9 protein-coding genes are annotated in these 14,247 nt (G+C 68.4%); 1 reads left to right on the top strand and 8 read right to left on the bottom strand.

The features are described from left to right. Positions 1–4: 4 nt before the first annotated feature. The 7 genes from GJG85_RS22905 to GJG85_RS22875 all read right to left on the bottom strand — a co-directional run bounded on the left by GJG85_RS22905 (position 5) and on the right by GJG85_RS22875 (position 10,446). Entirely contained in the window at positions 5–1,411 is a 1,407-nt protein-coding gene (locus GJG85_RS22905) for a methyl-accepting chemotaxis protein (protein WP_050012251.1), read from the bottom strand. 213 nt (positions 1,412–1,624) lie between these two features. After that, the gene (locus GJG85_RS22900) at positions 1,625–2,695 is read right to left on the bottom strand and encodes a porin (protein WP_050012252.1); all 1,071 of its coding nucleotides are present in this window, start codon (positions 2,693–2,695) and stop codon (positions 1,625–1,627) included. A gap of 216 nt (positions 2,696–2,911) precedes the next feature. Continuing rightward, positions 2,912–4,894: an acetate--CoA ligase gene (gene acs / locus GJG85_RS22895; protein WP_204384450.1), complete on the bottom strand. Its 1,983-nt coding sequence runs from the start codon at positions 4,892–4,894 to the stop codon at positions 2,912–2,914. A gap of 250 nt (positions 4,895–5,144) precedes the next feature. Further along, a complete protein-coding gene (locus GJG85_RS22890; RefSeq protein WP_204384448.1) occupies positions 5,145–7,037 on the bottom strand; it encodes a sigma-70 family RNA polymerase sigma factor in 1,893 nt (630 codons plus the stop codon). Continuing rightward, positions 7,021–7,335, bottom strand: a complete 315-nt coding sequence (locus tag GJG85_RS22885) for a high-potential iron-sulfur protein (RefSeq protein WP_124631577.1) — start codon at positions 7,333–7,335, stop codon at positions 7,021–7,023. The genes GJG85_RS22890 and GJG85_RS22885 overlap by 17 nt, the downstream gene beginning before the upstream one ends. Before the next feature lie 103 nt (positions 7,336–7,438). Further along, positions 7,439–8,644 carry a c-type cytochrome gene (locus GJG85_RS22880; RefSeq protein ID WP_204384446.1) on the bottom strand — a complete coding sequence of 402 codons (1,206 nt, stop codon included), beginning with the start codon at positions 8,642–8,644 and terminating at the stop codon, positions 7,439–7,441. Positions 8,645–8,724: 80 nt separating this feature from the next. Beyond that, complete coding sequence (locus GJG85_RS22875; protein WP_050012257.1) at positions 8,725–10,446, bottom strand: methanol/ethanol family PQQ-dependent dehydrogenase; 1,722 nt, start codon at positions 10,444–10,446, stop codon at positions 8,725–8,727. Between the two features lie 432 nt (positions 10,447–10,878). Here GJG85_RS22875 and GJG85_RS22870 point away from each other — a divergent pair, with 432 nt between their 5' ends. Further along, positions 10,879–13,206, top strand: a complete 2,328-nt coding sequence (locus tag GJG85_RS22870; protein ID WP_050012258.1) for a TonB-dependent receptor — start codon at positions 10,879–10,881, stop codon at positions 13,204–13,206. Positions 13,207–13,260: 54 nt separating this feature from the next. Here the strand turns inward: GJG85_RS22870 and GJG85_RS22865 are convergent, their stop codons facing one another. Continuing rightward, positions 13,261–14,238: an alpha/beta fold hydrolase gene (locus GJG85_RS22865; RefSeq protein WP_239468993.1), complete on the bottom strand. Its 978-nt coding sequence runs from the start codon at positions 14,236–14,238 to the stop codon at positions 13,261–13,263. Positions 14,239–14,247: the final 9 nt, after the last annotated feature.

The following is a 14,247-nucleotide window of genomic DNA, read 5'->3' as shown; positions in this document are numbered from 1 at the left end:
CGATTCAGACCGTGTAGCCGATGCGCAGCACACCCCACGGCCGTCCGCCGACGACGATCGGCGCGGACACGTCCTTCATCAGCACGAACTGGCCGTTGCCCATGTCGCGCCGATAGGTCTGCAACAGGAACGGCTTGTCATGCGCGACGGACATGCGCGCCGTCCGGTCCGTGTAGATCCGGCGGTTTCGGCAATTTGCCGCATTCCACGCGGCGTCCGCACGCTGCGGCAGGGAAAACTTGCGGTTGTGGGTCGGCAGGTAGCACTGCCGGTCGAAGCTCGCGCAATAGACGACGCGTGGGTCGACGTCGAGCACTGGCTCCTGGATCGCCGGCAGCACGCGATCGGTGAACGCCGTGAAGCGCGTCATGAACTGTTGCGGGTCGGTGCCCGGAATCGGTTCGTAGTGCGCGTCGAAGAGCGCGTCGAGTGCGATATCGCCGCGGGCGACCGCGTCCTCGAAGAGCTTGCCGATCTTGGCGGCCGTGCTCCGTGCGGTGTCGATCAGGCGCGTGTCCGGCGATTCGATGCCGGTCGCGGCGGTGAGCTCGATCAGCGTCTCGGAGACGGAGAGCAGATTGCCGAGGCGGTCCTTGGCCTGCGAGAAGTTGTCGGCCGAATTCTCGACGCCGGACGCCATCTCGCCCACCTGCTCGTCGAGACGGTGGCACTGCGCCTCGATCTCGTCCGTCAACGACGCGATCTGTTCGGCTTCGCCCGCGAGCTCGGTGATCGCGTGCCCGGTCGCGTGCACGACCTCGCCGATCGTGCGCGTGCCCTCGCGCACGCGATGCGCGCGGGCGGCGTTGTCGGTGCCTTCCGCGAGCAGGTGTTCGGTCTGCTCGGCGAGCCGCGCGAGCGTCGTCTCGATCTGGGCCGTCGCCTGCCCGGTTTTCGCGGACAGGTTCTTGACCTCGGCCGCGACGACCGCGAAGCTGCGGCCCGACTCGCCGGCGCGCGCGGCCTCGATCGCGGCGTTCAGCGCGAGCAGGTGGGTCTGTCTCGCGATGACGGAGATTTCCTCGGACACCGCCCGCACGTGACCGAGCGCGTCGCGCAGCGCGCCCATCTGGTCGCTGATCGTGGTGACGCCCTCGACGAGGCCGTGAATGTCGGCGAGCGACGCCTCGATCGTCTGCTGCGACTGCCGGACCGCGTTCGACGCATTGGCGCTGACGTCGCGCACCTGCTGCGCGGCCTCGGCGATCCGGTGGTTGCCGCGCAGCGTGACGGCGGCCGATTCGCGCAGCGTATGGCAGACCTCCGCCTGCCGGGCGACGCGTGCCGCGACTTCCTCGACGTGGCCCGATACGTCGCAGATCTCGATGCCGAGCCTGCCGGCCTGTTCGGCGATGTCGCCGACGAGCGCGCGCGACGAACGGCGGCCGCGGCCGATTCCGAAGAAGTTCACGTTGGTGGGTCTCCTTGAGGGCACGCGCGCCGGGTTCCCGGCGGATGTTGCGCATGCGTTCCTGACTTGACGGCCGCGCGGCCGAGGACTTGAGGTCGGGTAAACATCGAGATCGGTGCGCAGGATGACTGGGCCCGCGCCGGGCGGGGCGTTTGCGCGACGTTTCCGTGGCCGGACGGGCAGCGCGTGGTGGCCGCCCGTCCTCGGGGGATATCAGAACACGTGATGGATGCCGGCGTTGACGCCGACCGTCGTGCCCGGCAACCCGTACAACGCACCGCCCGTGATGCCGAGGCCCGTATTCATCGCGCCGTGGTTGTTGACCACGCCGACCTGCGCATACAGGCCCGTTCGTTTCGACAGGCTGTAGTCGGCGCCGATCGCGGCGAGCAGCGAATGGTTGTGCGAATCGTTGCGGTCGGTCGTGTACCACGCGCCCGTGTTCAGGTCGAGGGCCGGCGTGACGCGATAGTCGAGGCCGGCGCTATACACGTTGTTGCTGAACGAGCCGGCGACCTTGTAGCTCGTGAACGACGCCTTGCCGGTTACCGGCCCGAACGTATAGGCGGCGCCGATCGTGCGGCCGACGAACGCGACCGTGCTCGGCACCGGCGTCGGCGTCGTGCCGCCGTTGCCGTCGTAGAGCGCCGCGTTGAGCATGAAGCCGCCGTTCGTATAGGTAAGGCTGCCGGAATACTGGCGTCCCGCCTGGAAGTCGCCGGCCTTGCCGCCGAAGCCGAACATCGCGCTGGCCGTCAGCCCGGCGATCGTCGGGCTCGTGTACGAAATCGCGTTCGGGTTGAAGAGGCCCGTGACGAGCACGTTGTCGACGTACGGCACCAGCGCGGCGCCGAAGTGCGAGACGTTGCGCGGATCCGATCCGAGGATCGCGAGCACGAACGGCGAGAACTGCAGGCCGACCTTCGTCTCGCCGAAGCCGCCGTCGATCCCGACCCACGCCTGACGGCCGAAGAAGTTGCCGTTCGAATGGCCGAACGCGCCGTCCGTGATGTTGAAGCCGCTTTCCAGCTTGAATCGCGCGTGCAGCCCGCCGCCGAGATCCTCGGTGCCCGTGATGCCGAAGTTGGTCGGCGTCATGCCCGTGTCGGTCAGCGCGAACTGGCGGCCGGCGTTGCCGCCGGTTGCCGAATCGAGCGATCGGCTCGTATAGAGCAACGCGGCGTCGAGATCGCCGTACAGCGTGACGCTGCTCTGCGCGAAGCTGCTGGTGCTTGCGGCCGCGCCAAGCAGCGCCGCGCACATCGTCGGTGTCATTCCCTTCATCGTCTGTCTCCGTTTTGTGAGTGTTGTAATACGTACAACTAATTAAAAATGCAGTGGCGAAAGTGCTGCGATCCGCCTGCACGCCGTGCCGTCGGGGAACGCACGGCGATGCTCGTCGCCGGCGCGAGCGCGGCCGCGCGCCCCGGCGTGATGAACGGGCAAGCGGTCGTGCTCCGGCGCCGCGGTGACGCGATAGGCCCGCCGTGGCGGGCGATGTCACATCGCGTGGTTCAACTGCTCGAGGATGGCCGGATTCTCGAGCGTGGACGTATCCTGCGTGATCGCCTCGCCCTTCGCGAGCGAGCGCAGCAGGCGCCGCATGATCTTGCCCGAGCGCGTCTTCGGCAGGTTGTCGCCGAAGCGGATGTCCTTCGGCTTCGCGATCGGCCCGATCTGCTTGCCGACCCAGTCGCGCAGCGTCTTCGCGAGCGCCGCCGCTTCGTCGCCTTCCGGGCGCGAACGCTTCAGCACGACGAACGCCACGACCGCCTCGCCCGTCGTATCGTCCGGACGGCCGACCACCGCCGCTTCGGCAACCAGTTCATGCGATACCAGCGCCGACTCGATCTCCATCGTGCCGAGCCGGTGGCCCGACACGTTCAGCACGTCGTCGATCCGGCCCATGATCGTGAAGTAGCCGGTCTCCTTGTCGCGCACGGTGCCGTCGCCGGCCAGATAGAGCGTGCCGCCGAGCTCTTCCGGGTAATAGCTCTTCTTGAAACGCTCGGGATCGCCCCAGATCGTGCGGATCATCGCGGGCCACGGCCGCTTGACGACGAGAATCCCGCCTTGCCCGTTCGGCACGTCCTGGCCCGTCTCGTCGACCACCGCGGCCATGATGCCCGGCAGCGGCAGCGTGCACGAACCCGGCACGGTCGGCGTCGCGCCCGGCAGCGGCGTGATCATGTGGCCGCCGGTTTCGGTCTGCCACCACGTGTCGACGATCGGGCAGCGCTCGTGGCCGACGTGCTTGTGGTACCACGTCCACGCTTCCGGATTGATCGGCTCGCCGACCGTGCCGATGATGCGCAGGCTCGACAGGTCGTAACTCTTCGGATGCACCTTGTCGTCGGCCTCGGCCGCCTTGATCAGCGAACGGATCGCGGTCGGCGCGGTGTAGAACACGGTGACCTTGTGATCGTCGATCATCTTCCAGAAGCGGCCGGCGTCCGGATACGTCGGCACGCCCTCGAACACGACCTGCGTGCCGCCGCATGCGAGCGGCCCGTACGTGATGTACGTGTGGCCCGTGACCCAGCCGATGTCGGCCGTGCACCAGAACACGTCGTCGGGTTTCCAGTCGAAGGTCCACTTCATCGTCTGCGCGGCCCACAGCAGGTAGCCGCCCGTGCTGTGCTGCACGCCCTTCGGCTTGCCGGTCGAGCCCGACGTGTACAGGATGAACAGCGGATGCTCGGCGCCGACCCAGGTCGGTTCGCAGCGGTCGGACTCGCCGTCGGTCAGCTCGTGCATCCACAGGTCGCGATCCGCATGCCAGTCGATCTGGCCGCCGGTGCGGCGATAGACGATCACGCTCTTGACCGCTTCGCAGCCGCCCATCGCGATCGCCTCGTCGGCGATGCTCTTGAGCGGCAGCGTCTTGCCGCCGCGCGCCTGCTCGTCGGCGGTGATCAGCGCGACCGCGCCGACGTCGACGAGCCGCTCGTTCAGCGATTTCGCGGAGAAGCCGCCGAACACGACCGAGTGGGTCGCGCCGATGCGCGCGCAGGCCTGCATCGCGACGATGCCTTCGATCGACATCGGAATATAGATGACGACCCGATCGCCCTTGCCGATGCCGCGTTGCTTCAGCGCATTCGCGAAGCGCGACACGCGCGCGAGGAGATCCGCATAGGTGACGCGGGTGACGGTGCCGTCCTCGGCCTCGAAGATCACCGCGACGCGTTCGCCGTGGCCGGCTTCGACGTGGCGGTCGAGGCAGTTGTACGACGCGTTCAGCTCGCCGTCGTCGAACCACTTGTAGAACGGCGCGTTGCGCTCGTCGAGCACGGTCGTGAACGGCTTGTGCCACGTGAGGCCCTCGCGCGCGAGACGCGCCCAGAAGCCTTCGTAATCCTGCTCGGCCTCGGCGACGAGCGCGCGATAGGCCGGCATGCCGGAAATGGTCGCCGTCTGCTCGAGCGCCGCGGGCGGCGCGAACTGACGGGTTTCGTGAAGAACCGATTCGATCTTGGACAAGCGAGTCTCCCTGCGTTCGTGTAATTCCTGACGGTGCCTGGGAAAACGCAACATGCGTGCCAGTTGCGCGACCGGTGCGCGGCTGCGGCGAAAGCCGCGACAGCCGGGCGCGTGACGCCCGATCCAGCCAAACCGTCGGGTTTGCGGACGGTAGCGCGATGCGGTGCGGCGTTCACAAATGCAGCAGGCGTGTTGCAGTCCTGAGCAGTTCGGTGTGCGAGCCGTCGCGTGCTCGCCCGGCGCGGGCGCGTCAGGCGAGCAGCGAGCGCAGCGCTGGTGCGTGCCGGAATTGCCGGATGCGTTCGAGCGCCGCCACCTCGAGCTGACGAACGCGTTCGGCCGACAGGTTCAGTTGCCGGCCGATCTCGCGCAGCGAATACTCGTTGTCGACGTCGATCCCGTAGCGCAGGCGAAGAATCCATGCTTCGCGCGCGGGGAGGCAATCGATCAGCGCCGCGACCGCCGTGCGCAACTGGCCGGCGCTCGCGGCTTCTTCCGGCGTCGGCGCGTCGGGGTCGATCGTGACGTCGCACAGCGTGAGGTCGTGATCGGGCGAAACCGGCAGGTCGGCCGAGATCGGTTCGCGCACGATGCCCATCAGCTCGCGCACCTTGTCGACCGGCAGCCGCATCTGCGCGGAAAGCGCGCGCGCGTCGGCGACGTCGCCGGTTCGTTGCCGATGGATGCGTGCGAGCCGCGACAGCTTGTTGAGCGTATCGACCGTATGCGCGGGCACGCGTATCGTGCGGCCCAGATCGGCGAGCGCATGGGTGATCGCCTGCCGGATCCACCAGGTCGCATAGGTCGAGAATTTGAAGCCGCGCCGGTGATCGTAGCGATCGACGGCCTTCATCAGCCCGATATTGCCTTCCTGGATCAGGTCGGAGAACGGCAGGCCGCGATCGGCATAGCGTTTGGCGACCGACACGACGAGCCGCAGGTTGCTCTGGAACAGCTTCGTTCTCGCGGGTTGCATCGCCCGCTCGATACGCGAGCACCGCGCGTCGAGCGCGATCGCGATGTCGAGCGGCAACGGCGACTGAGCGGCGCCGCGCGCGAGCGCGCCGCGCGCGTCGATTAGCGCCGGCGCATGGCGGGCGAGGGCGCCGGCGCAGTCGGGATGCGCGGTGCCGCATGCGTGCAGCCATGCGTATACGTCGTCGCACGGCGCGAAGAGGTCGTGGCGCGCGGATTCGGCATGTATGCCCGCAGCGGCCAGCGTGTCGACGAGCCGCTTTTCGAACGTGCGCGCTCGGGTCGCGCGCTCGCGGTTCGCCTGTCCGATGCGTTCGATCGCGCGTGACGTGAAGCGGATGGCGCCGGTCAACGCGGCCGCTTCGCGCAGCAGCGCCCGGCTGGCGGCCGACGCGAAACCGTCCGTGTGCAATGCATGCTGCATGGCCGGCGCCAGCGCACCGGCGCGCTCGAGCGCTTCGACGACCGTATCGCGCCACGCGTCGCTGTCGACGGAAGGGCCGGCCGCATCGTCCGGCGCCGGCGACGCCATGGCCGGATCGTCGGGCAACATCGACGGCGTACTTGCAGGCGATTCGATCTCACCGGTAAGCCCCGTCACGTAAACCGACGCCGCCGCCTTGCCGGCACGGATGTCGTCCGCGATCGCCGCGACGGTCGCGAGCGCCGCCGGATCGCGGCTCAATGCGTCGATGCAGGCGGCGCGTCCGCTTTCCAGACGGAGCGCGAGCGCGATCTCTTCGTCGCGTTCGAGCAGCGGCGTTGCGCTCATTTCCCGCAGATAGAGCCGGACCGGATCGTTGGTCCGGCCCGCGAGCAGGTCGTCGGCCGCGAGCGGCGTCGATGCGTCGGCGAGCGGTGACGCCACCTCCGACGCCTGCGCAAAATGACGGTCGAGCGTCCACCCAGTGTGCTCGCCGGCATGCTCGCGTACGTCGATGCCGAACTCGCGCAGCATCGACGCGGCTGCGTCGACATCCGCGCGTTCGGCCGCGTTATCCGGCAACGCATCGGGCAACGCATCGGCGATTTCGCCGTGCGTCACGTATCCGCGGTCGATGCCCAGCGCGATCAGCGCATGCAGATGCACCGCGCGTTCGGCGTCCGCGCCGCGACGCGACGCGTCGTCGCGCTCGCGGGCGGGCCCGGCATCAAGCGAGCTTCGCATAGACGTTGCACCAGCCTTCGGCGGCAACCGTCTTGCCCGCGAACATCGGGCACGTGCCGACGGCTTCGCCCGCGGCAGCCTTGTAGAAGCGGCAGTTCGAACACGTCTGACCCGCCTGATACTTCGGGAACTTGCCTGAGTCGACGGTCGTCGCCTTTGCGCGGTAGCCGAGCGTCTTCGCTGTCGCGTCGTTTTCGTCGACGGGCGGGGCGGCCGCGAAGGCGCGCGTGCCGGCCGCGAGCGCGGCGCACAGGCCGGCGGCCTGCACGATGAAGGTTCTGCGATGGCGGGAGATCATGATGTCGTCCTGAACGAAATGAAATGAAAAGAAAAAGCCGGGCCCGCGCGCCGGGCAGGCTGCCCGGCGCGGCGGTCGACCGAAACGAAAGCGGGCGGGAAAGTTACTTGCGCGGCCCGGCGATGAGCGGCGCCTTCGACGCGTTGGCGATATCGGCGGTCAGCTTGCTCTGCGACGCGTCGTAGCCGTTCGAGTAGAGCAGGAACGCCATCAGGTCCTCGTATTCCTGTGCGCTCATCTTGCCGGGGCGATCGGCCGGCATGTTGCTCGACATGTACAGGAAGATGCCGCCGACCGTGATGTGCGACTTGCCCTCGGGCGCGAACGATTCCCCGCTCAGCGCGGGCGCGGTATTGCCCTCGAGCTGGTCGCCGTGGCATTTCGCGCACGCGTCGCCGTAGAGCTTCTTGCCGTGCTGCACCTGTGCCTGGTCGAACGACGGGACGCCGCTGCCTTCGCTCGTCGACACCTTGATGAAGCCGCTCCTTGCCGGCCGCTGCGCGGACGCGATCGCGCCGTCGAGAAACCGGCCGGGCACGTGCGTGGCGGCGGCTTGCGCGATATCGGCGGGGAGCGTCCAGCCGCGCGTGAGCGATGCGAGACGGCCGTTGCCGCTCATCTGCGACAGCGTCGCGTCGATGCGCTTTTGCAGCGCGTCCTTGCCCGGCCCGAATGCGAACGACAGTTGCCAGTCCGAGTATGGCGACGACGTCGCCGCCACCTTGAACCGCTGTTTCGGATGGGCACGCTCGTACGCGACGACGCTCGGATACCAGACGATCGCGCGCTGCGCGCGGCCCGCGGCGAGCGCGCCGATCGTTTTCTCGCTCGTGTTCTCGAGGTCGAAGCGTGCGTTCGCCTGCTGCGCGGCGATCAGTTGCGACGGGCTGCCGTACGTGGCCGCGATCGTTTCCTTGGCGCCGGACGGCGCTGGCGCATCGGGCAGCGACACGCTGACGTAGCCTGAGCGCAGATAGCCCTGCGAGAACGTCATTTTCGATCCCGACGCATCGGCGATCGCCGAACGCGGGAAACCGGCGATCACGTCGCAGTCGCGTTCGAGCGATTTCGTCAGCTCGCTGGCGGAGATGCCGTCGTCGTCGCCGTTGTCGTCGACGCCGCGTGTGTTGAAGGTCGCGGCGATGCCCGCGGCGCGGAACACTTCGCGCGCAACGGAGCGGTCGAGCGCAGTGGTCGGGCTACCGGGCAGCGTGCAGACGCGCACGCCGGCCGACGCGGCTGCCGGTGTCAGCGCCACGCCCACGGCGAGCAGACTGGCGACGGTAACGGAAGTGAGGCGAGTATTCATGGTGGTGTGTCCGGTTGAAGCGGGTGGGGCGTCGCGCCCGCATCGGGCGCATGCGGGCGCGACTCGGGCGTGGCGCCGGGTCAGTTCAGCGCGAACACGTAGAGCGTGCCGCCGCGCGGAACGTCCTTCGCGATGTCCGCCATCGGGCCACCCCAGATCGGGTTCGCGCCGCCATAGCCGGCGAGCACGGCGACATATTCCTTGCCGTCGACCTCGTACACCGACGGCTGCGAAATGATGCCGCTCGCCAGTTGCGGGCTTTCCCACAGAACCTTGCCGGTCGCCGTATCGAACGCGTACAGGTGGCCGTCGAGCGAGCCGCTGAACGCGAGGCCGCTCGCCGTGGTCGCGACGCCGCCGTTCCACGGCTTCTTCGACCAGTGGCTCCACAGCTTCTTGCCGGTGTTCACGTCGATGGCCGTCAGTTCGCCGTAGCCTTCGCTGCCCGGTTCGGGCTTGATCTCGAAGCCTTCGCCGAGATACGGCAGCCCTTCCATGTAGCTGACCGACTTGCCGGTCAGGCTCATGCACGCATGCAGCGCGGGCACGACCGCGATGTTGCGTTCCTGGTCGTACGAGATCGACCACCAGTTCTTGCCGCCGAGGAAGCTCGGGCACGTCTCGATCGTCGTGCCGGCCTTCGGGAACTTCGATGCGTCCTGGATCGGCTTGCCGTCTTCCGTGTAGCCGGTGACCGACAACGCTTTCACGAACGGCGTCGCGTAGATCAGCTTGCCGGTCGTGCGGTCGATCGCATGGAAGAAGCCGTTGCGATCCGCGTGAATGATCGCGTCGTAGTCCTTGCCCTTGTACTTGATGTCCGCGAGGACGGCCGCGTTCACGCCGTCGTAGTCCCACGTGTCGTTGTTCGTGTACTGGTAGTGCCACTTCAGGTTGCCGCTCTTCGCATCGAGCGCGAGCAGCGAGTCGGAATACAGGTTGTCGCCGGGGCGCAGCGCCGCGAGCCACGGGCCGGGGTTGCCGACGCCCCAGTACAGCGTGCGCGACGCGGCGTCGTACGTGCCGGTCAGCCACGCGGCGCCACCGCCGTGGCTCTGCATGCCGTCGGGCCAGGTTTCCGCGCCCTTTTCGCCGGCGGCGGGGATCGTGTAGCGTTTCCAGACCTGCGAGCCGTCTTCCGGATTCAGCGCGGCGATGTAGCCGCGAATCCCGTATTCGCCGCCGGACGTGCCGACGACGATCGCGCCGTCGATCGCGAGCGGCGCGAGCGAGAACGCGTAGCCGAGGCCCGGCTCGAACATCTGCTTCTTCCACACGAGATTGCCGGTCTGCGCGTCGAGCGCCGCGATTTCGCCGTTCAGCATCGCGATGTAGACGTTCTTGCCGTACAGCGCGACGCCGCGGTTGACGACGTCGCAGCACGCGGTCTTGAACGACGCCGCGCCGAGCTTCGGCTCGTATTTCCACAGCTGCTTGCCGGTCTTCGCATCGAATGCGTAGACGTTGTCCTTCGGCGTCGTCACGAACAGGTAGTTGCCGTTGACGATCGGCGTGGCCTCGAAGCCCTGCTTCAGGTCGGCGGGGAACTTGTACGCCCACACCTGCTTGAGATCCTTTGCGTTCGACGGGTCGATCTGCTTGAGCGGCGAATGCGAGCGGCCGTCGTAGGTGCGGTAGTAGGTCAGCCAGCCCGGATCGCCGTGTGCATCGGTCAGGCGCTGGTAGGTCACGGCCGGGTAGTCCGCGGCCGCTTCGACGAGGCCGGGGTTCAGCGCGACGGCGGCTGCCACCGCGATGCCGATCGTCGCCAGCCGGCTCGCTGAAGCCGAGAGTTTCTTCATGGTTGTCTCCTGGGTCATTGTGGTCGCACCGCCGCGAACGATTCGTCGCGCCGGCACGGTTGGGGTTTCCGGGCCGAGTGCACTGCCCGTCACGCAAATCGCATGCCATCGCGGCAGGAAGCCGGTGTGGCGCGGCACACCGGCGTATCGCTTGCGATGGGCCGATCGACGACCCGCGCCGTGGCGTCGGCGCAGGTGTTGCATTCAGGTACACCGTCGCGCGGGAAGTGTTGCCAAACATGACAGGTGGCGCAGTCCGTAGAACAGCGGGACATCGGCCGAACGCATGCGTTTCGCAAAGCGAGGGGCGACGCGGCGGGCACCGCTTGCGCTCGCGGCGCTGGCACGGTTCTCGCACGCAGGCTTCGCGACAACCCGGCGCCGCGCGGTGCATCGCGCGGCCCGGCGGAAAACAAGTGCGGAGACAACGGAATGATCAGGAGACCAAATGGCGCCGTGCGCGCCGGCGCGACGCGGCGCGGCCGGCGTGCGCGATGCATCGGCACGACCGTCGGCGCGCTGGCGCTGTTCGGCCTGCCGCCCGGCAGCGTGCGCGCGCAGCAGGCCGACGGCAGTGCGATCGCGCCACCCGAGCCGGCCATCGTGCTGCCCGCGGTGGTCGTCGTCGGCACGACGCCGCTGCTCGGGATCGGCACGCCGTTGTCGGAGGTGCCGGCGAACGTGCAGACGGTGCGTGCGGCGGAACTCGACGTGCAGCACCGCGCGACGCTCGCCGATTTCTTCGCGGCGAACCTGCAGAGCGTGACGATCTCGGATGCGCAGGGCAACCCGTACCAGACGGACGTCAACTATCGCGGCTTCACCGCGTCGCCGCTGCTCGGCACGCCGCAGGGGCTGTCGGTGTTCGTCGACGGCGTGCGCGTGAACGAGCCGTTCGGCGACGTCGTGAACTGGGACATCCTGCCCACGCAGGCGATCGACCGCGTGCAGCTGATTCCGGGCTCCAACCCGGTGTACGGGCTCAACACGCTCGGCGGTGCGCTCGCGATCACGACGAAGAACGGCAGGTCGAGCCCGGGCGGCGAAGCGGAGGTGTCGGGCGGCTCATGGGGCCGCAAGACCGCCAGCGTCGAGCAGGGCGGGACGATCGGCTCGAATCTGGACTATTACGCGACTGCAAACGTCGCGAACGACGGTGGCTGGGCCGACCATAACGCGAGCCGCGTGCGGCAGGCGTTCGGCAAGCTGCGCTACACGGATGCGGACACGACGCTGTCGATCGCCGCAGGCGGCGCGGACAACACGCTGTCCGGCACCCAGACGATCCCGCGCTCGTTCCTCGACAACCGGAAGCAGGCATATACGTATCCGGACCGGAACCGCAACAGCGCGGGCTACCTGACGCTGTCGGGCGAGCGCTTTTTCGGCGAAGACGTCGAGCTGAGCGGCAATGCGTACTACCGGCACCTGCGCAACGTCAACACGAGCAGCAACAACAATACGGATTACGGATCGGTGGACGACGATGGCACGGTCGACACGATGCAGGGCAGCAACGCGCAATCGACGATCGTCACCGACAGCTACGGCGGCAGCGTGCAGCTCACGCTGCTCGGCAAGCTCGGCGGGATGGCGAACCGGCTGGTCGCGGGCGTCTCGGCCGATGTCGCGAACTCGAGCTACGTTGCCTCATCGCAGGACGCGTCTTTCACCGACGCGCGCGCGGCGATCGGCATCGGCGATTTCGTCCCGCGGACCAGCGCGAAGACGCGCAACGCGAATGTCGGCGTGTACTTGAGCGACGCGCTGTCGCTGACGCCGCACTGGACGCTGACGCTGTCGGGCCGCTACGACTGGTCGAAAGCGCAGATCGGCGACGAGAGCGGCGTGCAGCCGCTACTCGACGGCACCCATGTGTTCTCGCGCTTCAACCCGGCGGTCGGGCTCAACTGGAACCCGGTCGCGGGCTTCACCGCGTATGCGGCCTACAACGAAGGCATGCGTTCGCCGACCGCGATCGAACTCGCGTGCGCGGACCCGGCCGCGCCGTGTTCGCTGCCGAACGACTTCATCGCCGACCCGGCGCTCAAGCCGGTGATCTCGAAGACGTTCGAAGCCGGCGTGCGCGGTCGCATCGGCACGGCGACGACCTGGAGCGCCGCGGCCTACCGCACGACGCTGACCGACGACATCCAGTTCATCAGCAGCCCGGCCAGCGCGCAGGGCTACTTCCGCAACGTCGGCGATACGCGGCGGCAGGGGATCGAGCTCGCCGGCCGCACGCGGTTCGGCCCGCTCGGTGTCGGGCTGTCGTACAGCCATGTCGATGCGACCTACCGATCGTCGTGGACCGAACACAGCCCCGCCAATTCGGCGGCCGACGCGAACGGCAACGTGACGGTCAAGCCGGGCGACCGCATCCCCGGCATTCCCGCGCATACGGTGAAACTGCGGCTCGACTATGCGGCGACGTCCGCGTGGGACATCGGCGCGAACGTCGTGTGGCGTAGCGGCGTGTACGCGCGCGGCGACGAGAACAACGGCGACGTGAACGGCCGGATCGCCGGCTACGTGCTGGTCGATCTCGACATGCGTTACCGGGTCACGAAGCGGTTCGAGGTGTTCGCGAGCGTGACGAACCTGTTCGACAAGCGCTACGCGAGCTTCGGCGCACTGGGCCAGAATTTCTTCAACGGGGCGAACCATACGTTCGACGGCGCCAATCCGGTGAACGAGCAGTTCGTCGGGCCGGGCGCGCCGCGCGGCGCGTGGGTCGGCATGCGCTATGCGTGGGATTGAGCGTGATGCGGCTGCGTGTGCGGTCCCGTCGCGACACGAACGAGCGCCGGGTCGTCACGTGAACGGCACCGTCGCGAACATCGCATTCACGGCGCGGGCGACGCTGCGCGCCAATGCGGGATCGCTTGCCAGATGCCCGGCCTTCACGCGTTCGATTGTCGCGTCGGGCACGGCGCGCGCGAGGCGCTCGACGTTGCCGACCGGGCAAACGGGATCGTCCATCCCGTGCGCGGCGAACAGCGGCACGTGGGCCAGTGCGGCCCGTCGCGCGAGCGCGAGTACGCGGCGCTCGCCGAGCCAGCAATCGTGTTGCAGGTAGTGCGCCTGGATCCGGTATTTGTCGATCAGCCGGCCGACGGTCTTCTGGGACCGAATCGGGCGCACGGGCGAGCGGCGTGTGCGTACTGATGCGAGGATCGCGTTTTCGTATGCGTGCCACGCGAGCGCGACTATGCGCTGCCGGGTTGTGCTCGCGCCGCGGCGCAGCCCCGCAGCGCAGCGCGACAGCAGTCGCTCCGGCCGGCCGCCGCCGGCCGCGGCATGCAGGCGCCGCCATTCGCGCGGCGCGCGCGTGCGGGACGTCACGAAGAGTCCACGGACTTCGCGTGGCGACGTCAGGAACAGGCCGCGCAGCACGACGCCCGTCACCCGCTCCGGATGCGTGCCTGCATATGCGAGCGCGAGCGCGGCGCCCCACGATCCGCCGACGACGCCCCAGCGTGCGATGCCGAGCTGTTCGCGCACCGCTTCGAGATCCGCGATCAGCCGCGCGGTGTCGTTGTGACGCGTGCCGCCGCGCGGTGTCGACGCGCCCGCGCCGCGCTGGTCGACGAGCACGACGCGCACGCGGGCAAGGTCGAACAGCCGCAGGATGCCGGCCTGGCTGCCGCTGCCGGGCCCGCCGTGCAGTACGACGACCGGATGGCCTTGCGCGGCGCCGGCCACGGCGAACGCGATCGATTGCGCGTCCCGGTGCAGGTGTCGGCGAACGGGCGTGGGCGGTGACGTCGATGCGTCGGGCAAGGCCCGCATGGCAGGCGA

The organism is Burkholderia sp. MS389, assembly GCF_016899425.1.
In the GTDB taxonomy this organism is placed as follows: domain Bacteria; phylum Pseudomonadota; class Gammaproteobacteria; order Burkholderiales; family Burkholderiaceae; genus Burkholderia; species Burkholderia sola.
The sequence above is the reverse complement of the archived record's forward strand: the minus strand, read 5'-3'. Positions and strand labels throughout refer to the sequence as shown.

Excerpts from the sequence above, each read along its gene's own strand:
- GJG85_RS22900 (WP_050012252.1), bottom strand. The coding sequence starts at position 2,695 with ATGAAGGGAATGACACCGACGATGTGCGCGGCGCTGCTTGGCGCGGCC.
- GJG85_RS22890 (WP_204384448.1), bottom strand. The coding sequence starts at position 7,037 with ATGCGAAGCTCGCTTGATGCCGGGCCCGCCCGCGAGCGCGACGACGCG.
- GJG85_RS22885 (WP_124631577.1), bottom strand. The coding sequence starts at position 7,335 with ATGATCTCCCGCCATCGCAGAACCTTCATCGTGCAGGCCGCCGGCCTG.
- GJG85_RS22880 (WP_204384446.1), bottom strand. The coding sequence starts at position 8,644 with ATGAATACTCGCCTCACTTCCGTTACCGTCGCCAGTCTGCTCGCCGTG.
- GJG85_RS22875 (WP_050012257.1), bottom strand. The coding sequence starts at position 10,446 with ATGAAGAAACTCTCGGCTTCAGCGAGCCGGCTGGCGACGATCGGCATC.
- GJG85_RS22870 (WP_050012258.1), top strand. The coding sequence starts at position 10,879 with ATGATCAGGAGACCAAATGGCGCCGTGCGCGCCGGCGCGACGCGGCGC.
- GJG85_RS22865 (WP_239468993.1), bottom strand. The coding sequence starts at position 14,238 with ATGCGGGCCTTGCCCGACGCATCGACGTCACCGCCCACGCCCGTTCGC.